Annotated in this window: 15 protein-coding genes; 3 read left to right on the top strand and 12 right to left on the bottom strand. The window is 65.3% G+C overall.

The window, feature by feature from the left end; all coding sequences use genetic code 11:
• Positions 1 to 11: 11 nt before the first annotated feature.
• From ubiB to DFR45_RS01020, 6 genes are all read right to left on the bottom strand, one after another.
• A complete protein-coding gene (gene ubiB, locus DFR45_RS00995) occupies positions 12 to 1,577 on the bottom strand; it encodes a ubiquinone biosynthesis regulatory protein kinase UbiB (protein ID WP_114481839.1) in 1,566 nt (521 codons plus the stop codon).
• On the bottom strand, positions 1,574 to 2,128 hold the full coding sequence (locus DFR45_RS01000) for a hypothetical protein (RefSeq protein WP_114481840.1): 555 nt from the start codon (positions 2,126 to 2,128) through the stop codon (positions 1,574 to 1,576). Before DFR45_RS01000 ends, ubiB begins: the two co-directional genes overlap by 4 nt.
• A gap of 48 nt (positions 2,129 to 2,176) precedes the next feature.
• Complete coding sequence (locus DFR45_RS01005; RefSeq protein ID WP_114482175.1) at positions 2,177 to 3,166, bottom strand: Tim44 domain-containing protein; 990 nt, start codon at positions 3,164 to 3,166, stop codon at positions 2,177 to 2,179.
• Positions 3,167 to 3,200: 34 nt separating this feature from the next.
• The gene (gene ubiE / locus DFR45_RS01010) at positions 3,201 to 3,932 is read right to left on the bottom strand and encodes a bifunctional demethylmenaquinone methyltransferase/2-methoxy-6-polyprenyl-1,4-benzoquinol methylase UbiE (protein WP_114481841.1); all 732 of its coding nucleotides are present in this window, start codon (positions 3,930 to 3,932) and stop codon (positions 3,201 to 3,203) included.
• Positions 3,933 to 4,101: 169 nt separating this feature from the next.
• On the bottom strand, positions 4,102 to 4,581 hold the full coding sequence (locus tag DFR45_RS01015) for an HIT family protein (RefSeq protein ID WP_114481842.1): 480 nt from the start codon (positions 4,579 to 4,581) through the stop codon (positions 4,102 to 4,104).
• Positions 4,578 to 8,540 carry a DUF3683 domain-containing protein gene (locus DFR45_RS01020; protein WP_114481843.1) on the bottom strand — a complete coding sequence of 1,321 codons (3,963 nt, stop codon included), beginning with the start codon at positions 8,538 to 8,540 and terminating at the stop codon, positions 4,578 to 4,580. The genes DFR45_RS01015 and DFR45_RS01020 overlap by 4 nt, the downstream gene beginning before the upstream one ends.
• Positions 8,541 to 8,912: 372 nt before the next feature.
• On the opposite strand from DFR45_RS01020, the gene DFR45_RS01025 reads away from it, so the two are divergent.
• On the top strand, positions 8,913 to 9,185 hold the full coding sequence (locus tag DFR45_RS01025) for a CopG family ribbon-helix-helix protein (protein WP_114481844.1): 273 nt from the start codon (positions 8,913 to 8,915) through the stop codon (positions 9,183 to 9,185).
• Between the two features lie 47 nt (positions 9,186 to 9,232).
• Positions 9,233 to 9,466, top strand: coding sequence for a type II toxin-antitoxin system RelE/ParE family toxin (locus tag DFR45_RS01030; RefSeq protein WP_425320868.1), 234 nt, complete (start codon positions 9,233 to 9,235; stop codon positions 9,464 to 9,466).
• A 158-nt stretch (positions 9,467 to 9,624) separates the two neighbouring features.
• Here DFR45_RS01030 and DFR45_RS01035 read toward each other — a convergent pair whose 3' ends face one another.
• From DFR45_RS01035 to DFR45_RS01045, 3 genes are all read right to left on the bottom strand, one after another.
• Positions 9,625 to 11,103 (bottom strand): glutamate synthase subunit beta, encoded by a 1,479-nt coding sequence (locus DFR45_RS01035; protein WP_114481846.1) that lies wholly within the window; start codon positions 11,101 to 11,103, stop codon positions 9,625 to 9,627.
• A gap of 60 nt (positions 11,104 to 11,163) precedes the next feature.
• Positions 11,164 to 15,894 (bottom strand): glutamate synthase-related protein, encoded by a 4,731-nt coding sequence (locus DFR45_RS01040; RefSeq protein ID WP_114481847.1) that lies wholly within the window; start codon positions 15,892 to 15,894, stop codon positions 11,164 to 11,166.
• Positions 15,895 to 16,063: 169 nt separating this feature from the next.
• The gene (locus DFR45_RS01045; protein ID WP_114481848.1) at positions 16,064 to 16,774 is read right to left on the bottom strand and encodes an REP-associated tyrosine transposase; all 711 of its coding nucleotides are present in this window, start codon (positions 16,772 to 16,774) and stop codon (positions 16,064 to 16,066) included.
• Positions 16,775 to 16,907: 133 nt separating this feature from the next.
• On the opposite strand from DFR45_RS01045, the gene DFR45_RS01050 reads away from it, so the two are divergent.
• The gene (locus DFR45_RS01050) at positions 16,908 to 18,020 is read left to right on the top strand and encodes an S-(hydroxymethyl)glutathione dehydrogenase/class III alcohol dehydrogenase (RefSeq protein ID WP_114482176.1); all 1,113 of its coding nucleotides are present in this window, start codon (positions 16,908 to 16,910) and stop codon (positions 18,018 to 18,020) included.
• 161 nt (positions 18,021 to 18,181) lie between these two features.
• Here DFR45_RS01050 and arsH read toward each other — a convergent pair whose 3' ends face one another.
• From arsH to DFR45_RS01065, 3 genes are read right to left on the bottom strand one after another with little or no spacing between them, the layout of a single operon-like run.
• Complete coding sequence (arsH, locus tag DFR45_RS01055; RefSeq protein ID WP_114481849.1) at positions 18,182 to 18,925, bottom strand: arsenical resistance protein ArsH; 744 nt, start codon at positions 18,923 to 18,925, stop codon at positions 18,182 to 18,184.
• A 47-nt stretch (positions 18,926 to 18,972) separates the two neighbouring features.
• Positions 18,973 to 20,052 (bottom strand): ACR3 family arsenite efflux transporter, encoded by a 1,080-nt coding sequence (gene arsB, locus DFR45_RS01060; RefSeq protein WP_114481850.1) that lies wholly within the window; start codon positions 20,050 to 20,052, stop codon positions 18,973 to 18,975.
• Positions 20,049 to 20,564, bottom strand: a complete 516-nt coding sequence (locus DFR45_RS01065; protein WP_114481851.1) for an arsenate reductase ArsC — start codon at positions 20,562 to 20,564, stop codon at positions 20,049 to 20,051. Before DFR45_RS01065 ends, arsB begins: the two co-directional genes overlap by 4 nt.
• Positions 20,565 to 20,681 lie beyond the last annotated feature (117 nt).

Consider the following 20,681-nt stretch of genomic DNA (forward strand, 5'->3'; position numbering starts at 1 on the left):
CCGCACCCGACTCAAAACAGCCGCAGCCGCACCAGCCACTGCATCACCAGCAAACCCAGCACGAAGCCGAGCCCGCCGTAGATCAGGCTTTGCAGCAAGCGATTCGTGCGTTTTTGCGCTTCGAGTAGTTCGCGCATCAAGGGCGCTGGTTCGGTGCGGCGCTGGCGCAGGTATTGGTGCAGCAGCAGCGGCAGCTCGGGCAGCATCTGTGCGTAGTGCGGTGCCTGCGCGCGCAGCTCGCGCCACAGGCGCTGCGGGCCCATCTGCTCGAGCATCCATTTTTCGAGGAAGGGCTTGGCCGTGCTCCACAAGTCGAGGTCGGGGTCGAGCTGGCGCCCCAGGCCCTCGATGTTGAGCAGGGTTTTTTGCAGCAGCACGAGCTGCGGCTGGATTTCGACGTTGAAGCGCCGCGAGGTCTGGAACAGGCGCATCAGCACCATGCCGAGCGAGATTTCCTTGAGCGGGCGGTCGAAGTACGGCTCGCACACGGTGCGGATCGCCGCCTCGAGCTCGTTCACGCGCGTCTCGGGCGGCACCCAGCCGCTTTCGATGTGCAGCTCGGCCACGCGCTTGTAGTCGCGCCGGAAAAAGGCCGTGAAGTTTTGCGCGAGGTATTCCTTGTCGAACTCGGTGAGCGTGCCGACGATGCCAAAGTCGAGCGAAATGTAGCGCCCAAAGCTCACCGGATCGAGGCTGACCTGGATGTTGCCGGGGTGCATGTCGGCGTGGAAAAAGCCGTCGCGGAACACCTGCGTGAAGAAGATCGTCACGCCGTCGCGCGCCAATTTGGGGATATCGACCCCCGCCGCACGCAGGCGCTCGACCTGGCTGATGGGCACGCCGTCCATGCGCTGCATCACCATCACCTCGGGGTGGCAGTAGTCCCAGAAAATCTCCGGGATCAATACCAGGTCCAGCCCGGCCATGTTGCGCCGCAGCTGCGCGGCGTTGGCGGCCTCGCGCACGAGGTCGAGCTCGTCGTGCAGGTAGTTGTCGAATTCGGCCACCACCTCGCGTGGCTTGAGGCGCCGACCGTCGGCCGACAGGCGCTCGACCCAGCTGGCCATCATGCGCATCAGGCTCAGGTCTTTTTCGATCACCGGCAGCATGCCTGGGCGCAGCACCTTCACGGCCACTTCGCGCTGCTGGCCCGTGCGGTCGCGCAGCGTGGCGAAGTGCACCTGCGCGATCGAAGCGCTCGCCACAGGCACGCGTTCGAAATGCTCGAACACCTCGGCGATGGGGCGGCGAAAGGCGCGCTCTATGGTCGCCACGGCGACGTCGGCCGCGAACGGCGGCACCCGATCCTGCAAGAGCGCGAGTTCGTCGGCGATGTCGGGCGGCAGCAGGTCGCGCCGCGTCGAGAGCACCTGGCCGAACTTGACGAAGATCGGCCCCAATTGCTCGAGCGCTTCGCGCAGGCGCTGGCCGCGCGGCTTGTGCAGCCGCCGCCCCAGCGTCAGCGCTCGCGCGAGCCAGCGCAGCCCGGGCTTTTGCAGGCCATCGAGCAATAGCTGGTCGAGGCCATTGCGCCACACCACCCAGACGATGGTCGCACCGCGCGCCCAATGTTTCATGGGTTGGTGAGCGAAGACGCGGCTGCCGGCGCGCTGCGCGCCGCCGCGAACTGCCGCAGCGCCTGCGCCGCGCGGCGCGCGACATCGCCGACCACATGCGCGGGCGCGTCGCCGATGAGGCGCGCGAGGTCTTCCTCCAAGTCCCAGCGCACGTGATCGACGAGCCAGTTGATCTCGGCCGCGAGCTGCACGTCGCCCTCGATGCGCAGCGGCGGCTTGTCGCCGCGCAGCGCCGTCTGCGCGAGCACGAGCGGCGAAGATTCGGTGATTTCGAGGTGCAGATCAGGCACGGCCGCGGCGGGCGCGAGGTCGAGCAGGCCCGCGGGCGTGACACCGAGCGCGAGCACATACGCACGCCAGCGCAGCTGCGCCACGCGCCCGCGCTGGCGCACGAGGCGCTCCATGGCCTCGGGCTCCTGCATCAGCACGTGGTTGAGCAGCAGCACCACGCGGTGCTGCACCTCATGCACCAGCCACTGCGGCGCCTGCGGCCCGGCGGCGAAACGCTCGAACAAGCTGTCGAGCAAAGAGAATGGAGAAGGTATTGCCATGGCGGGCGATTATGGCCGCGCTGCAGCGCAGGAAAGCTGCGGCAAGTATTACTGCAGCGCCTGCACTCCCGCAACCAGCCAGCCGGTAGCGCCCGACTTGGGCTTGGTCATGTTCCAGACCTCGCGGAACGGGCTGGGGCCGGCCGAGGGCTCTTCGCGGATCATGCCCGAGAACTCCACGCTGGCCATGTAGCCGTCACCGAGGTCTTCGATGCCCAGCAGCTGCGCCTCGAGCATGAGCACGTCGGTCTGGTTGGGCAGGCTGCCGCGATGCGCCTCGCGCTCAGCGAGCTGGGCGCGGATTTCGGCGAGCATTTCGTCGGTCATCATGGAGCGCAGCGTGGCGATGTCGGCGCGATCCCAGGCAGCCTGCAGGGTGGTGAAGTTGCGCTTGGCCGCAGCCAGAAACCCCGCCACGTCGAAGCCCTCGGGAATGCCCCAGTTCTGCGAACCGGAAAGCGCCGAGCCTATGACCACGCCCGAGGCTTGCGCAGCCTGGGGTGCATTCGCCGCCTCGAATGCCGTGCCGCTGCGCTCCCAGGGGCGCGCCGAGGCGTCGTTGCCGACCTTGGCGGGGTTGTATTGCGCCGGCGCCTGCGCATCCGCGGGCGAACCCGCGCCCTGCAAAGCCCAGCGCGACGCATTGGCCGCAGGGCGCGGGCGCAGGAGCATGCGCAGCACGAAGAAGGCCACGAGCACGAGCAGCGCGATCAGCAAAAACTGCCCCATCTCGGCCCCAAGGCCGAGCGAATGCGCGAGCCAGGCAAGGCCCAGGCCCGCCGCGAGGCCGCCGAGCATCGCGCCCCAGGGCTTCTTGGGTGCAGCGGGGGCCGGTGTCGGAGCGCCATTCGGCGCGGCATTGGGCGCCACAGCTGGTTTTGCTGGTACGGCCTGACCGGGGCTTTGCGGTGCGGCGTAGCGCTGCGTGACGTTGCTCGATTGTTTGCCCACTGAACGCCCGCCGCCCAGACGTGCGGCATCGGCGTTGGCATGTGCGGCAACCAGGGCCAGCACCAGAATCCAGGACCATCGTTTCATGTTCGTCGTCTCCATCGTTTCATTGATCAAAGGCTCAACACTTGATTCCAACATGCAAAGCCACGATGCCGCCCGTGAGGTTGTGATAGTCCACATGGCCAAAGCCATTTTGTTGCATCAGGGCTTTGAGCTCCTCCTGCCCCGGGTGCATGCGGATGGACTCGGCCAGGTAGCGGTAGCTCGCTTCGTCGCCCGCCACCCATTTGCCCAGGCGCGGCAGCACCTGGAACGAATACCAGTCATAGAGCTTTTCGAGCGGCTGCGCCACTTTGGAAAACTCCAGCACCAGCAGCTTGCCGCGCGGCTTGAGCACGCGGCACATCTCGGCCAGGGCGCGCTCTTTGTGCGTCATGTTGCGCAGGCCGAAGGCCACGCTCACGAGGTCGAACTGCGCGTCGGCAAAGGGCAGCTGCTCGGCGTCGCAGACCAGCGTGGGCAGCACCACGCCGGCGTCGAGCAGGCGGTCGCGCCCAGTGCGCAGCATGGCTTCATTGATGTCGGTGTGCACCACGCGGCCCGTGGGCCCCACCTTTTTGGCAAACGCCAGCGCCAGGTCGCCCGTGCCGCCCGCGATGTCCAGCACCTGCTGGCCGGGACGCGGGTTGGCCACCATCACGGTGTAGGCCTTCCAGGCGCGGTGCAGGCCTGCGGACATGAGGTCGTTCATGAGGTCGTAGCGCGGCGCGACCGAGTCGAACACGCCACGCACGCGGCGCGCCTTCTCCTGCTCCTCGACCGGTTCGAATCCAAAATGGGTAGTGCTCATGGGGCGGGCATGTTAGGCGCTCTGCTGCGCCGCGTACAGCGACAACCCTGCATTGGCGCAGGGCATAGCGACAATTCGTTGCAAAAATGGGGCTTGGCGCCCTTGTATCAAGCGCGGACAGCTATCGATTTCGATGCGGCCATGATGGTGCGCGCGGCGCCACCTTGCATCACGCCCCATCGAGGCACTGCGCCAGCCGCGCCGCCATGTCCTGCTCGAGCGCAGCGCGCCGTGCCAGCAGCGCGGCTTCGTGCTCGGGCGCGCGCGCACGCAGCGGCTGCGCCCAGACGGGGCCGGGGAAATGGCTGTCCCAAGCAAAGCGCGCGATCACGTGCCAGTGCAGGTGCGGCACCTGGTTGCCCAGCGCGGCCAGGTTGACCTTGGTGGGCGCAAGGTGCGCGCGCAAGGCTTCTTCGACCAGGGCCACGGCCTGCATACAGTGCGAACGCTGCGCGGGTACAAGGTCGGTGAACTCGGCCAGGTGCGCATTCCAGACCACGCGGTAAAAGGCCGGAAAACCCGCCTCGTCGGCGCGGATCACGCGCAGCTGCGCGCCGCGCCAGACGAGCGCCCCGCCCTCCCCTGCGCACAAGGCGCAGGCCGCCGGCGCGGCACGGGGCGTGGACTCTGTACCTATCGCCGCGCTCATACCAGCACCCGCTCTATCCCGCCCTGGTTCGCACGCTCCACGTACTCGGGCAGCCAATTTTCACCGAGGATGGCGCGCGCCATTTCGATCACGATGTAGTCCGCCTCGAGCAAGCCGTTTTGCAGGTCGTCCTGGTAGCGGCTCAGGCCCTGCAGGCAGCTCGGGCAGCTCGTGAGGATTTTGAGGTTGCCGCTCTGGGCGACGGCGCCAGCCCCGACGCCAGACTCCTGCATGCGCGCACGCAACTGGGCCTCACCCTTTTGGATTTCTTCCTGCTTGCGAAAGCGCACCTGCGTGGCCACGTCGGGGCGCGTCACGCCCAGCGTGCCCGATTCGCCGCAGCAGCGCTCGCTCTTGAGCACATCTTCGCCGAGCAGCGCCTTGACGGTCTTGAGCGAATCCTGCTGTTTCATGGGGTTGTGGCAGGGCTCGTGGTAGAGGTAGGCGTTGCCGCCCGGCAGCGTGATGCCTTTTTCGAGCAGGAATTCGTGGATGTCGATGATGCGGCAGCCGGGGAAGATTTTGTCGAACTGGTAGCCCTGCAGCTGGTCGTAGCAGGTGCCGCAACTCACGACCACGGTTTTGATGTCGAGGTAGTTGAGCGTGTTGGCCACGCGGTGGAACAGCACGCGGTTGTCGGTGATCATCTTCTCGGCGCGATCGAACTGGCCGCTGCCGCGCTGCGGGTAGCCGCAACACAAGTAGCCGGGCGGCAGCACGGTCTGCACGCCCGCGTGCCACAGCATGGCCTGCGTGGCCAGGCCCACCTGGCTGAACAGGCGCTCGGAGCCGCAGCCGGGGAAGTAAAACACTGCCTCGCTCTCCACCGTGGTGCTGGCCGGGTCGCGGATGATGGGGACGTAGTTCTTGTCCTCGATGTCGAGCAGCGCGCGCGCCGTCTTCGTGGGCAGATTACCGGGCAGCTTCTTGTTCACGAAGTGGATCACCTGCTCGCGCAGCGGCGCTGGCCCCACGGTGGCGGGCGGGCGCGCGGTCTGCTTGCGCCCCAGGCTGCGCAGCGCATCGACGGCCAGGCGCTGCGCCTTGAAGCCCCAGTTCACCATCACAGTGCGCAGCAGTTTGATCGTGTCGGGGCTGGTGGCGTTGAGCATGGCCATGGCCAGCGCGTTGCCGGGGCGCCAGCTTTTTTGCCCCATCTTGCGCAGCAGGTTGCGCATGTTCATGGTGACGTCGCCGAAGTCGATCTTCACCGGACACGGCGCCAGGCACTTGTGGCACACCGTGCAGTGGTCGGCCACGTCCTCGAACTCCTGCCAGTGCTTGATCGAGATGCCGCGGCGCGTCTGCTCCTCGTACAAAAAGGCCTCGATCAGCAGCGAGGTCGCGAGGATCTTGTTGCGCGGGCTGTACAGCAAATTGGCGCGCGGCACATGCGTGGAGCACACGGGCTTGCACTTGCCGCAGCGCAGGCAGTCCTTGACGCTGTCGGCGATCGCGCCGATGTCGCTTTGCTGCATGATCAGCGACTCGTAGCCCATGAGGCCGAAGCTCGGCGTGTAGGCGTTGGTCAGGTCGGAGTGCAGCACCGCGCCAGGCGCCGGATTTTGCGCAGAATTTTGAGCCAAATCGGCACCTAGCGCCCGTCCATCCTGCGTAAGCAGCTCCTGATTACGTAGCAGCTTGCCGCGGTTGAAATGCCCCTCGGGATCGACTTTTTGCTTGTATGCGGCAAACGGACGCAGCTCCTCGTCGGTCAGGAACTCGATCTTGGTGATGCCTATGCCGTGCTCGCCCGAAATCACGCCGCCCAGCCTGCGCGCGAGCCGCATGATGCGCGCCACGGCCTCGTGCGCGGTCTGCAGCATTTCGTAGTCGTCGCTGTTCACGGGGATGTTGGTGTGCACGTTGCCGTCACCCGCGTGCATGTGCAGCGCCACCCACACGCGGCCCTTGAGCACGCGCCGGTGGATGGCCTCGACCTCGTCGAGAATGGGCTGGAACGCCGCGCCCGTGAAAATCGCGCGCAGCGGCGCGCGCAGCTGCCTTTTCCAGCTCGCACGCAGGCTGTGGTCTTGCAACTGCGGAAACAAGGCATCGAGGTCATGCAGCCACTGCGCCCACTGTGCGCGCACCTCGGCGATCAGTGCCAGCGCCTGCGCCACGCGGTCTTCGAGCAGCTCGGCCGGCGGGATCTCGCCGGCCTCGTCGCTGCGGCCCAGCGGCAGGTCGCCGCGCGCGAAAAAGGCCTGGAGTTCGTCGCACAGCTTGATCTTGTTGCGCAGCGACAGCTCGATGTTGATGCGCTCTATGCCGTCGGTGTATTCGGCCATGCGCGGCAGCGGAATCACCACGTCCTCGTTGATCTTGAAGGCGTTGGTGTGGCGGCTGATTGCGGCCGTGCGCTTGCGGTCCAGCCAGAACTTCTTGCGCGCCTCGGGGCTCACGGCGATGAAACCCTCGCCCGAGCGCGAGTTGGCGATGCGCACGACCTCGCTGGTGGCGCGTGCCACGGCGTCCGGGTCGTCACCCGCGATGTCGCCGAACAGCACCATCTTGGGCAGTCGCCCGCCGTGCTTTTTGCTCTTGGTGGCGTAGCCCACGGCTTTCAGATACCGGTCGTCAAGGTGCTCCAGCCCCGCGAGCACCACGCCCGAGCGTTTTTGCTCGGCGAACATGAAGTCCTTGATCTCGACGATGCTGGGCACGGCGTCGCGCGCGTTGCCGAAAAACTCCAGACACACCGTGCGCGTGTGCGCCGGCATGCGGTGCAGCACCCAGCGCGCGCTCGTGATCAGCCCGTCGCAGCCCTCTTTCTGCACCCCGGGCAGACCGGCGAGGAACTTGTCCGTCACGTCCTTGCCCAGCCCCTCTTTGCGGAACACCGCACCGGGGATTTCGAGCTGCTCGGTGCGCACGGGCGTCTTGCCGTCGGCCGCGAAATAACGCAGCTCGAAGCGCGCCACGTCCACGTCGTGGATCTTGCCCAGGTTGTGGCCGATGCGCGTGACCTCGAGCCACTGCGCCTGCGGCGTCACCATGCGCCAGCTCACCAAATTGTCGAGCGCCGTGCCCCACAGCACGGCCTTCTTGCCACCCGCGTTCATCGCGATGTTGCCGCCGATGCACGAAGCCTCGGCGCTGGTCGGATCGACCGCAAACACCAGCCCCGCACGCTCCGCCAGATCGGCCACGCGCTGCGTGACCACGCCGGCCTCGGTCCACACCGTGGGCACTTCGCGCTCCAGGCCGGGCAGGCGCAGCATCTCCACGCCCGACATGGCCTCGAGCTTTTCCGTATTGATCACCGCGCTCAGCGGCGTGAGTGGCACCGCGCCGCCCGTATAGCCCGTGCCGCCACCGCGCGGAATGATGGTCAGGCCCAGTTCGATGCAGCCTTGCACCAGCGCGGCCATCTCGGCCTCGGTGTCGGGCGTGAGCACGACGAACGGGTACTCGACACGCCAGTCGGTCGCGTCGGTCACGTGGCTCACGCGCGAGAGGCCGTCGAACTTGATGTTGTCGCGCGCCGTGCAGCGCCCCAGCGTGCGCAGCACCTTGCGGCGCAGTTGCACCGCCTGCACAAGCTGCGCATCAAAACGCACCACGGCCTGCGCCGCCGCCTGCACGAGCTCGCCCACCATGCGATCGCGCTCGGTGTCCTCGCCCGGCGTGCGGCGCTTTTCCACCTCGGCGAGCCGATGCCGCAGCGCATCCACGAGCAGCTTGCGCCGCGCCGGGTTGTCCATCAGGTCGTCCTGCAAGTAAGGATTGCGCTGCACCACCCAGATGTCGCCCAGCACCTCGTAGAGCATGCGCGCCGAGCGGCCCGTGCGCCGCTCCTTGCGCAACTGGTCGAGCAAGCCCCAGGCTTGCGCGCCCAGCAGCCGGATCACGATCTCGCGGTCGGAAAACGAGGTGTAGTTGTAAGGGATTTCACGCAAGCGCACGGCCTCATCGGCCTGCGCCTGCAACTGCGTCAGCGCAATCGGAACGTTCATGGAGGATAGACCTGGAACGGACGCCAAGCGCCCATGAGCTTCGGGGCGCAAATTCTATGCGAGGGGGTTTGCCGGCGCCGGCGGGGGGCGAGCGGCCGTAGGGGTTGCGGGGTTGTCGTTGTCGTTGAAGCCGCGTGCCTTGTCCAGATTGGCCGGGCGGTTTCAAATTCGAAGTGCAACACCGCTGGTTGTGAACCAGTGAATGGTAGCCGCTTCGGCCGCTCCAGCCGAGCTTGCCCTCAGGCTCATTCTTCCTTGGAATCACGAGGTGGGCTTCGGGCTCATGCCTCGTTGGATAAGACTATCGCTTGACGGACAAGGCTGGAAGGGATAAGTTATCACCAAGTATCACCAAGCTACAGGAAAACAGCGATGGCAACTTCGCTCAAGATCGACGATGCGCTGAAAAGCCGCGTCCAAAATCTCGCCAGTCAGCGCCGCCGCTCACCGCACTGGATCATGCTCGAAGCCATCCAGCAATACGTCGAGCGGGAGGAAGCTCGCGAGAACTTCAAGCAGGAAGCCTTGGCGTCCTGGGCTGCCTACAAGGAAACCGGCCGCCACCTGACCGGCCAGGAAGTTCGCGCCTGGTTGAACACCTGGGGCACCAATGACGAAACGGCGGTGACTGGGTGCCACAAGTAATCGTCACCGAAGGCGCGGCTGACGGTTTGGAACGATGTCGGCGGTTCTTGGCCGTCAAGGCACCGGAAGCCGCCAGGCGGGCCGGCCAGGCCATCGAGCGGCAATTCCTGCTGCTGGAGACAGCCCCCGACATTGGCCGGCCTTTCCCCGAAATACCGGAACTGCGCGAGTTGGTGATTGCCTTCGGGGACTCCGGCTATGTGGCTCTGTACCGCCACGAACCGGCCGACGATGCGGTGTATGTTCTGGCCTTCCGGCACCAGAAAGAGGCAGGCTCCTGATAGAGATGCCTCGATTTTTTGAGGGCTGGAGACGCTGACATCTGTGATCCTGAGGCCGCCCTGAAGTGATGTGTCGGCCTTCGCGCGTCGCAGGCGGCGAGCCTGCGACTTCCCATCACGCCCGAATGGGCGATTTGTGAAGGCCGAGCCCTACCGTATCAACGCGGCAAGTCGCTCGACCCCATCAGGTAGGCATCGATGGCGCGTGCGGCCTGACGGCCTTCACGAATCGCCCACACCACCAAACTCTGCCCCCGCCGCATGTCGCCCGCGGCGAACACCTTGGGGACGTTGGTCGCATAGCCGCCTTGCTCGTCGGTCGTGGCCTTGGCGTTGCCGCGGGCGTCTTTTTCGATGCCGAAGGCGTCTAGCACCGCAGACACGGGGCCCAGAAAGCCCATGGCGAGCAGCACGAGGTCTGCGGGATAGACCTTTTCGCTGCCGGGCACTTCGACCATCTTGCCGTCTTTCCACTCGACATGCACGGTCTTGACGCCCGTCACTTTGCCTTTTTCACCGAGGAATTCCTTGGTGGCGATGGCGAATTCGCGCGTACAGCCTTCTTCGTGGCTGGAGCTGGTGCGCAGCTTGATCGGCCAATAGGGCCAGACCAGGGGTTTGTTTTCTTGCTCGGGCGGCATGGGCAGGAGTTCGAACTGCGTCACGCTGGCTGCGCCGTGGCGGTTGCTCGTGCCCACGCAGTCGCTGCCGGTGTCGCCGCCGCCGATCACGATCACGTGCTTGCCGTCGGCGCGGATCTGGTGTTTGAGCTTGTCGCCCGCGTTGACTTTGTTTTGCTGCGGCAAAAACTCCATCGCGAAGTGAATGCCGTCGAGCTCGCGCCCCGGCACGGGCAGGTCGCGCGACTGCTCGGCACCGCCGGCAAGCAAGATGGCGTCGAAGTCTTGGCGCAGCTGCTCGGGTGTCACCGTTTCTTTGGCGCAATTGAGGATTTTGGCGCCCTTGCCCAGCCCGTCCTTGGGCGCACCCACGAACACGCCCGTGCGCACTTGTACGCCCTCGGCCTGCATCTGCTGCACACGGCGGTCGATGTGCGATTTTTCGAGCTTGAAGTCGGGGATGCCGTAGCGCAGCAGGCCACCGACGCGGTCGTTCTTTTCGAACAGGGTGACATCGTGACCGGCGCGCGCGAGCTGCTGCGCGGCGGCCAGACCCGAGGGGCCGGAGCCGACCACGGCGACTTTTTTCCCGGTCTTGCGCGCGGGCGGCTGCGGCTGCACCCAGCCCTCGGCCCAAGCGCGGTCGATGATGGCGTGCTCTATGCTCTTGATGCCCACGGGGTCGTCGTTGATGTTGAGCACGCACGCGGCTTCGCAGGGCGCAGGGCAGATACGGCCAGTGAATTCAGGGAAGTTGTTGGTGCTGTGCAGCACCTCGATCGCACGCTGCCACTGGCCGCGATAGACCAGGTCGTTGAAATCGGGGATCAGATTGTTGACCGGGCAGCCGTTGTTGCAAAACGGCGTGCCGCAGTCCATGCAGCGCGCGCCTTGCACCTTGGCCTCTTCTTCATTGAGGCCAATGACGAATTCGCGGTAATTCTTCAAGCGTTCGGCAACGGGGCGATAGCCTTCTTCGAGCCGCTCATATTCCATGAAGCCAGTGATTTTTCCCATGGTGGTGTCCTTGTGCAGAGGGTGAGGTGCGAACCGACCCCGACGCGGGGCCGGTTGCGATCACTTGGCGCTCACCGCTTCCTTTTTAATAGCTGCTTGCGCTTGCTTGGCGGTCTCTTCGAACGCTTTTCGCTCATAAATTTCGGCCAGCGCACGGCGATATTCGGTCGGGAAGACCTTGACGAACTTGCTGCGCGCAGCGGCCCAATGGTCGAGCAGTTCGCGTGCGCGCTTGCTGCCGGTCCAGCGGTTGTGCTCTTCGAGCAGCTTTTTGAGCTGTGCCTCGTCGGTCTGGCCGCGATGCCAGATCGCGCGCGGCATGGTCGCGAGCTGTTCCTCGCTGGGCAGCACGCGCTCGAGCGTGACCATGGACAGGTTGCAGCGGCTCGCGAACTGGCCATCTTCGTCATAGACGTAGGCCACGCCACCGCTCATGCCGGCCGCGAAGTTGCGCCCCGTCTTGCCGAGCACCACGACGGTGCCTCCGGTCATGTATTCGCAGCCATGGTCGCCCGTGCCCTCGACCACGGCGGTGGCACCCGACAGGCGCACGGCAAAGCGCTCGCCCGCGACACCGCTGAAGAAAGCCTCGCCACTCGTGGCGCCGTAGAGCACGGTGTTGCCGACGATGATGTTGCGCGTGGCCTCGCCGCGGAAGTCCAGGCTCGGGCGCACGACCACGCGCCCACCCGAGAGGCCCTTGCCGGTGTAGTCGTTGGCGTCGCCGATCAGGTATAGCGTGATGCCGTTCGTAAGGAAGGCGCCGAAGGACTGGCCACCCGTGCCCTCGAGCTGGATGCGGATGGTGTCGTCGGGCAGGCCCTCGGGGTGCACGCGCGTGACGGCGCCCGAGAGCATGGCGCCCACGCTGCGGTTGACGTTGCGCACGGCTTCGATGAACTGCACGCGCTCGCCCTTTTCGATGGCTGGGCGGCTGCGCTCTATGAGGCGGCGGTCTAGCGTGTGCTCGATGTTGTGGTCTTGCGCCTCGCAATGGCGGCGCAGCACGGCCGCATCCACGGGCGGCTGCGCGAACAGGCGGCTGAAGTCCAGGCCACGCGCTTTCCAGTGCGCGATGCCGTGGCGCATGTCGAGCAGGTCGGTACGGCCGATGAGCTCGTCGAAGGTGCGAATGCCCAGCTGCGCCATGATCTGGCGCGCTTCTTCGGCAACGAAGAAGAAGTAGTTGACCACGTGCTCGGGTTTGCCGGAGAACTTTTTGCGCAGCACCGGGTCCTGCGTGGCCACACCCACGGGGCAGGTGTTGAGGTGGCATTTGCGCATCATGATGCAGCCCTCGACGACCAGCGGCGCGGTGGCAAAACCGAACTCGTCGGCGCCGAGCAGCGCGCCTATGACAACGTCACGCCCGGTTTTGATCTGCCCATCGACTTGCACGCGGATGCGCCCGCGCAAGCGGTTGAGCACCAGCGTCTGCTGCGTCTCGGCCAGGCCGATTTCCCACGGGCTGCCCGCATGCTTGATCGAGGACCAGGGCGAGGCGCCCGTGCCACCGTCGTGCCCGGCGATGACCACGTGGTCGGCCTTGCACTTGGCCACGCCTGCGGCGATCGTGCCCACGCCGGTCTCGCTGACCAGCTTGACGCTGATGCTCGCGTGCGGGGCGACGTTTTTGAGGTCGTGGATGAGCTGCGCCAAATCCTCGATCGAATAGATGTCGTGGTGCGGCGGCGGCGAGATCAGGCCCACGCCGGGCACGCTGTGGCGCAGCTTGCCGATGTAGTCGCTCACCTTGCTGCCGGGCAACTGACCGCCCTCGCCGGGCTTGGCGCCCTGCGCCATCTTGATCTGGATCTGGTCGGCGCTCGTGAGGTATTCCACGGTGACGCCGAAGCGCCCCGAAGCCACCTGCTTGATGCGGCTGCGCAGGCTGTCGCCGTCTTGCAGCGGAATATCGACTTCGACGTTCTCGGCGCCGAGAATGCCCTTGACCGTATCGCCCTTCTTGATCGGGATGCCTTTGAGCTCGTTGCGGTAGCGCGCCGGGTCTTCGCCACCCTCGCCGGTGTTGCTCTTGCCGCCGATACGGTTCATGGCGATGGCCAGCGTGACATGCGCCTCGGTGCTGATCGAGCCCAGCGACATCGCGCCGGTGGCAAAGCGCTTGACGATTTCGCTTGCGGGTTCGACCTCGTCGATGGGGATCGCCTTGGACGGGTCGAGCTTGAACTCGAACAAGCCGCGCAGCGTCATGTGGCGGCGGCTCTGGTCGTTGACGAGCTGCGCGTATTCCTTGTAGGTGTTGAAGTTGTTCGCGCGCGTGCTGTGCTGCAGCTTGGCGATGGTGTCGGGCGTCCACATGTGCGCTTCCCCATGCGCACGCCAGGCGTATTCGCCGCCGACGTCGAGCATGTCCACCACCGCGGGAGTGTTGGAAAAGGCGGCCTTGTGCAGGCGGATGGCCTCCTCGGCAATCTCGAACACGCCTATGCCTTCGACGCGGCTCGCCGTCCCCGTGAAGTATTTGTCTATGGTTTCGGAGTTGATGCCGATGGCCTCGAAGAGCTGCGCGCCGCAATAGCTCATGTAGGTGGAGACGCCCATCTTGGACATGATCTTGGACAAGCCCTTGCCCACGGCCTTGATGTAGTTGGCGATGGCCTTTTCGGCCGAGAGCTCGCCCGGCAGCTCCTTGTGCATCTCGGCCAGGGTTTCGAGCGCGAGGTAGGGGTGCACGGCCTCGGCGCCGTAGCCGCCGAGCACGGCAAAGTGATGCACTTCGCGCGCCGAGCCGGTTTCGACCACCAGGCCCGCCGAGGTGCGCAAGCCCTCACGCACCAGGTGCTGATGGATCGCAGAGAGCGCGAGCAAGGCCGGAATGGCGACCTGCGTCGGGCCCATGGCACGGTCGCTGATGATGAGGATGTTGGCGCCGCCCTTGATCGCATCGACGGCCTGCGCGCACAGCGAGGCGAGCTTGGCTTCGACGCCCTCGCGCCCCCAATCGAGCGGGTAGGTGATGTCTATGACCTGGCTCTTGAACTTGCCCTGCGTGTGCTTTTCGATGTCGCGCAGCTTGGCCATGCCGGCGAAGTCGAGCACGGGCTGGCTGACCTCGAGGCGCATGGGCGGGTTGACCTGGTTGATGTCGAGCAGGTTGGGCTTGGGGCCGATGAAGCTCACGAGCGACATCACGATGGCCTCGCGGATCGGGTCGATCGGCGGATTCGTCACCTGCGCGAACAACTGCTTGAAATAGTTGTAGAGCGGCTTGTTCTTGTCGGAGAGCACGGGCAGCGGGCTGTCGTTGCCCATCGAGCCAATGCCCTCTTCGCCGTTTTGCGCCATGGGCGCGAGCAGGAACTTGAGGTCTTCCTGCGTGTAACCAAAAGCCTGCTGGCGGTCGAGCAGCGCAACCTTGGAGGCCGGCGGCGCCGCAGACACGCTACCGCCCACGCTGTCGAGCTTGATGCGCAGGTTTTCGATCCACTGCTTGTAAGGCTTGGTGTTGACGATGTTGGCCTTGAGCTCCTCGTCGTCGATCATGCGGCCCTGTTCGAGGTCGATCATGAACATCTTGCCGGGCTGCAAGCGCCACTTGCGCACGATTTTGTTCTCAGGCACGGGCAACACGCCCGACTCCGATGCCATGATGACCAGGTCGTCCTCGGTGATGCAGTAGCGCGAGGGGCGCAGACCGTTGCGGTCCAGCGTGGCGCCGATCTGGCGGCCGTCGGTGAACACGATGGAAGCCGGGCCGTCCCAGGGCTCGAGCATCGCGGCGTGGTATTCGTAAAAGGCGCGCCGGCGCTCGTCCATGGTGGTGTGCTGCTCCCAGGGCTCGGGGATCATCATCATCACGGCCTGGCTGATCGGGTAGCCGGCCATGGTCAGCAACTCGAGGCAGTTGTCGAAGGTGGCGGTGTCGGATTGGCCGGCAAAGCTGATCGGGTAGAGCTTTTTGAGGTCGGGGCCGAGCACGGGCGAAGCCATCACGCCTTCACGCGCCTTCATCCAGTTGTAGTTGCCCTTGACGGTGTTGATTTCGCCGTTGTGCGCCACATAGCGGTACGGGTGCGCGAGCGGCCACTCGGGGAAGGTGTTGGTGGAAAAGCGCTGGTGCACCAGGCCCAGCGCCGAGACGCAGCGCTCGTCCTGCAAGTCGAGGTAATAGGTGCCCACCTGGTCGGCCAGCAGCAGGCCCTTGTAGATCACGGTGCGGCTGCTCATGCTGGGCACGTAATACTCTTTGCTGTGCTTGAGGCCCAGCGCCTGGATGGCCGCGCTCGCGGTCTTACGGATCACGTAGAGCTTGCGCTCGAGCGCATCCTGCACGATCACGTCGCTGCCGCGGCCGATGAACACCTGGCGCAGCACCGGCTCTTTGGCGCGCACCGTGGGCGACATGGGCATGTCGTGGTTCACCGGCACGTCGCGCCAACCCAGCAACACCTGGCCTTCGGCCTTGATGGCGCGCTCCATTTCCTGCTCGCACGCGAGACGCGAGGCATGCTCCTTGGGCAGGAAAACCATGCCCACGCCGTATTCGCCTGCGGGCGGCAGGTTCACACCCTGTTTGGCCATCTCCTCACGGTACAGCGCGTCGGGGAGCTGGATCAGGATACCCGCACCGTCGCCCATGAGCTTGTCCGCGCCCACGGCGCCGCGGTGGTCGAGGTTTTCCAGAATCTTGAGCGCCTGCGTCACGAGCCCATGGCTCTTTTCGCCCTTGATATGCGCCACGAAGCCGACGCCGCAGGCATCGTGCTCGTGCACGGATGAATACAAACCCTGTTGTTGCAAAAGCTGGGCCTCGGCAGCCGAAGTCATGGCGCACTCCTCAAATTTCTAGCAAGGGCCGCAAGATTAGTGCATTGCAGCATTCGCGGCAACAAAAATAATTGGGGTCAGATTCCAATTAATTGGCGAATTTTTTGTCCTCCATTTATTTGGGGACACATCAAAAGCATAGCTACTTACGCTTCCTGGAAGCCCTGTTTCAGCCGTTTTCATGCAAACCCGTCGGAACCCGCACCGGGCGCCCGGCCTTGGAACGAGCGACGCGCCGCGGCGATTTTTTTTGCACCTCGGCCAAAAAATCGCCCTCCCCCAGCGCCCAGCCGCGCAGCGTGGCATCCGTGAGCGCGCTTTGCTGCGCCGCACTGATGCCGGCCTGCACCAATTCGGCATACGCTGCCTCGCGCGCAAACGGCGTGTTGCCAAGCTCCCAATAAAGGGCATGCGGCGTCAGCAGCCTGTCCTGGCGCAAACCCACGTAGTGCGCGTAGCTGGACCAGGGCCAATCGCCAGCTTGCGCCACCATGCCCGCGCGCACCGGGTTCAGGTCTATGTACGCCATGCAGGCAAGCAAATAGCGTTCCGACTCGATCAGGGTGGAACGGTAACGGCCCTCCCACAGCGTGCCCGTGCGGCCATGGCGCCGGTTGAAGTAGCGCACGTAACTGCGGCCCAGGGCTTGCATCATCAACGGCAGCGCCTGCTCGGTCGTGGGCGTAGCCAGCAGATGGAAATGGTTGTCCATGAGCACGTAGGCATGGAGCTCGACACCGAATTTCTGCGCGTACTCGAAAAGCAAGCCGAGCATGCACTCAAAGTCGCTGCGATCGACAAAAATGCGCTGGCGGTTGTTGCCGCGCTGGATCACGTGGTGCGGGTAACCGGGCAAGGTGAGACGGGGAAGACGGGCCATGGGATGTCCGAAAATTGGAATCTGACCCCAATTAAATCAGAACTTCGGAGTCCGCCCGAAAATTGGAATCTGACCCCAATTATTTTGGAACCTGATTACAATGCGCCTCCCTGTCCTCCGAGGAGAAATGCCCATGAAATCCCGTGCCGCCGTGGCCTTTGAAGCGGGCAAGCCGCTGCAAATCGTAGAGATCGACGTCGCCCCGCCCCGCAAGGGCGAGGTGCTGATCAAAATCACCCATACCGGCGTGTGCCACACCGACGCCTTCACGCTCTCGGGCGATGATCCTGAAGGCGTGTTTCCTGCCGTGCTGGGTCACGAGGGTGCGGGCATCGTGGTCGAGGTGGGTGAAGGCGTGACCAGCGTCAAGCCGGGCGATCACGTGATTCCGCTCTACACCGCCGAATGCGGCGAGTGCCTGTTTTGCAAGAGCGGCAAGACCAATCTGTGCGTGGCCGTGCGCGCCACGCAGGGCAAGGGCCTGATGCCCGACGGCACGACGCGCTTTTCCTACAACGGTGCGCCCATCTACCACTACATGGGCTGCTCCACGTTCAGCGAATACACCGTGGTGGCCGAGGTGTCGCTCGCCAAAATCAACCCGCAGGCCAACCCCGAGCAGGTGTGCCTGCTGGGCTGCGGCGTGACCACGGGCCTGGGCGCCGTGAAGAACACGGCCAAGGTGCAGCCCGGCGACAGCGTGGCCGTGTTCGGCCTGGGCGGCATAGGCCTCGCGGTGATCCACGGAGCGCAGCTCGCCGGCGCCGGGCGCATCATCGCAGTGGACACCAACCCGGCCAAGTTCGATTTGGCGCGCACCTTTGGCGCGACCGATTTCGTCAACCCCAAGGATCACGACAAGCCCATCCAGCAGGTCATCATCGAGATGACGGGCTGGGGCGTGGATCACAGCTTCGAGTGCATAGGCAACGTGCAGGTGATGCGCGCGGCGCTCGAATGTGCGCACCGCGGCTGGGGCCAGAGCGTGATCATCGGCGTGGCCGGTGCGGGGCAGGAAATCAGCACCCGCCCGTTCCAGCTCGTGACCGGCCGCAAGTGGATGGGCTCGGCCTTTGGCGGCGTCAAGGGCCGCTCCGAGCTGCCCGGCATGGTCGAGGATGCGATGGCCGGCAAGATCCGCCTCGCCCCTTTCGTCACCCACACCATGCCACTGACCGAGATCAACCGCGCGTTCGATCTCATGCACGAGGGCAAGTCGATCCGCAGCGTGGTGTTTTATGACTAGGAGCCTGTCGGACTTTGGAATCGTCGGCTGCGAATGCGCCGCAGCGGCCCATTTTTTACCGTCTTCTTGCCCCATAGCACCACTATGGGGCGGCGAATCCGGCAAAAACTGGCCTCGCTGGGGCCCTTTCTCGCTTTCGACGCCCAAAGTCCGACAGGCTCCTAGATTTCTCGCAAATTCATGCGCGCCTCGAGCGCTTCGGCGTTTTCTTTGCGTTCGCTGTAGCGATCGACGAGGTAGGGCGCTATGCCGCGTGTGAGCAAGGTGAACTTCATCAGCTCCTCCATCACGTCCACCACGCGGTCGTAGTAGGGCGAGGGCTTCATGCGGTCGTCGTCGCCGAACTCCTGGTAAGCCTTGGCCACGGAAGACTGGTTGGGGATGGTGAGCATGCGCATCCAGCGCCCGAGCACGCGCAGCTGGTTCACGGCGTTGAACGATTGCGAGCCACCGCACACCTGCATCACGGCCAGCGTTTTTCCCTGCGTGGGCCGCACTGCGCCTTCGGCGAGTGGAATCCAGTCGATCTGCGCCTTCATGATGCCGGTCATGGCGCCGTGGCGCTCGGGCGAGCACCAGACCATGCCTTCGGCCCATTGCACCAGGCTGCGCAGCTCGGCCACCTTGGGGTGGCTGGGCGGCGCGTCGTCGGGCAGCGGCAAGCCGCTCGGGTGGAAGATGCGCACCTCGCCGCCCAGGGCCGTGAGCAGCCGCCCCGCCTCCTGCACCAGCAGCCGGCTGAAGGAGCGCGGCCGCACGGAGCCGTAGAGCAGCAAAAAGCGCGGCGCATGCCCGGGCAGCGCCACGGGCTGCAGGCGCGCCAGGTCGGGGCGCTGGAACAGGTCGGCGCGCAGGCTGGGCAGCTCGCCCAGGCCCATCACCGGGTCATTCATCGGGTCATTCATCGATCTATTCGTCAACATCGAGTCGGTCATTGCAAGGCTCCATTGGTTCATCCCGCATGCGGCGCGCTGGCTCTGGCCTCGTACCAGCCGCGGCTGCGGTTCACCACGCGCACCACGAGCAGCATCACCGGCACTTCGATCAGCACGCCCACCACGGTGGCCAGGGCCGCGCCCGAGTCGAAGCCGAACAGGCTGATGGCCGTGGCCACGGCGAGCTCGAAGAAGTTGGACGCGCCGATCAGCGCCGACGGACACGCGATGCTGTGCCGCTCGCCCACGGCGCGGTTGAGCAGGTAGGCCAGCGCGGAATTGAAGAACACCTGGATCAAAATGGGCACGGCCAGCAGCGCGATCACGAGTGGCTGGCGCAAAATGGCCTGGCCCTGGAAGGCGAACAGCAGCACCAGCGTGAGCAGCAGCGCGGCCATGGACCAAGGCCCCATGCGCGCGAGCGCCGCGTCCAGCAGGCCACGTGCCAGCAGGGCGCGGCGCGCGGCCTGCGCGATGGCGAGCGGCAGCACGATGTAGAGCAGCACCGACACCAGCAGCGTGCCCCAGGGCACGGCGATGGCCGACACGCCCAGCAACAAAGCCACCAGCGGCGCAAAGGCCAGCACCATGATGCCGTCGTTGAGCGCCACCTGCGTGAGCGTGAACAGCGGGTCGCCGCCGCTGAGCCGGCTCCACACGAACACCATGGCCGTGCACGGCGCCGCGGCAAGCAGGATCAGGCCGGCGATGTAGCTGTCGATCTGCTCTGCGGGCAGCATGGGCGCGAACAGGTGGCGCAAAAACAGCCAGCCCAGCAAAGCCATGCTGAAGGGCTTGACCAGCCAGTTGACGAACAGCGTCACGCCTATGCCGCGCAAATGCTGGCGCAACTCGCGCAAAGCGGCAAAGTCCACCTTCATGAGCATGGGCACGATCATCACCCAGATCAGCAGGCCCACGGGCAGGTTGACCTGCGCCACCTCGAGACGCGCGAGCGCCTCGAACGCGCCGGGCTGCCACTGCCCCAGCGCGATGCCCACGGCGATGCACACCAGCACCCAGAGCGTGAGGTAGCGCTCGAACGCGCCCATGGCGGCAGGCGGCGCGGCCGCGCGCGTTGCGCAGGGCTGGCTCATGCTGCGGCCTTCTCGGCGCCGGTGTGCCCGATGCGGGCTAGCTCGCGCTGCAGCGAGAGCGCGTCGAGCTTGTCGAGCGGCAGGCTCAAAAACAGCGAGATGCGCCGGTTCAGCAGGAGAAAGGCCTCGGCAAAGGCGCGGCGTTTTTCCTCTGCGCTGCCCTCCACCGCCGCCGGGTCGGGGATGCCCCAGTGCGCCGACACGGGCTGGCCCGGCCAGAGCGGGCAGACCTCGCCCGCGGCGTTGTCGCACACGGTGAAGACGAAGTCCAGCTGCGGGGCGCCGGGCTGCGCGAACTCGTCCCAGCTCTTGCTGCGCAGGCCCTGCACCGGCAGGCGCTGGCGCTCGAGCAGCTCGAGCGCGTAGGGGTTGACCTGCCCCGCAGGGTGGCTGCCCGCGCTGTAGGCCCTAAAGCGCCCCTGGCCCAGGTGGTTCAGGATGGCCTCGGCCATGATGCTGCGCGCCGAATTGCCTGTGCAGAGAAACAGCACGTGATAGACCTTGTCGCTCATTGCAAACTCCTTGGGTGGTGGAAAAAGAAAAAGAACGGAGGAAAGAACGCCACAGGAAAACTTCGAAAACGAGAGCTGTCCACGCTTTCTGGGCAAGCACCAGATGCCGATTTGACG

This window comes from Extensimonas vulgaris, from assembly GCF_003337425.1.
Taxonomy (GTDB): domain Bacteria; phylum Pseudomonadota; class Gammaproteobacteria; order Burkholderiales; family Burkholderiaceae_C; genus Extensimonas; species Extensimonas vulgaris.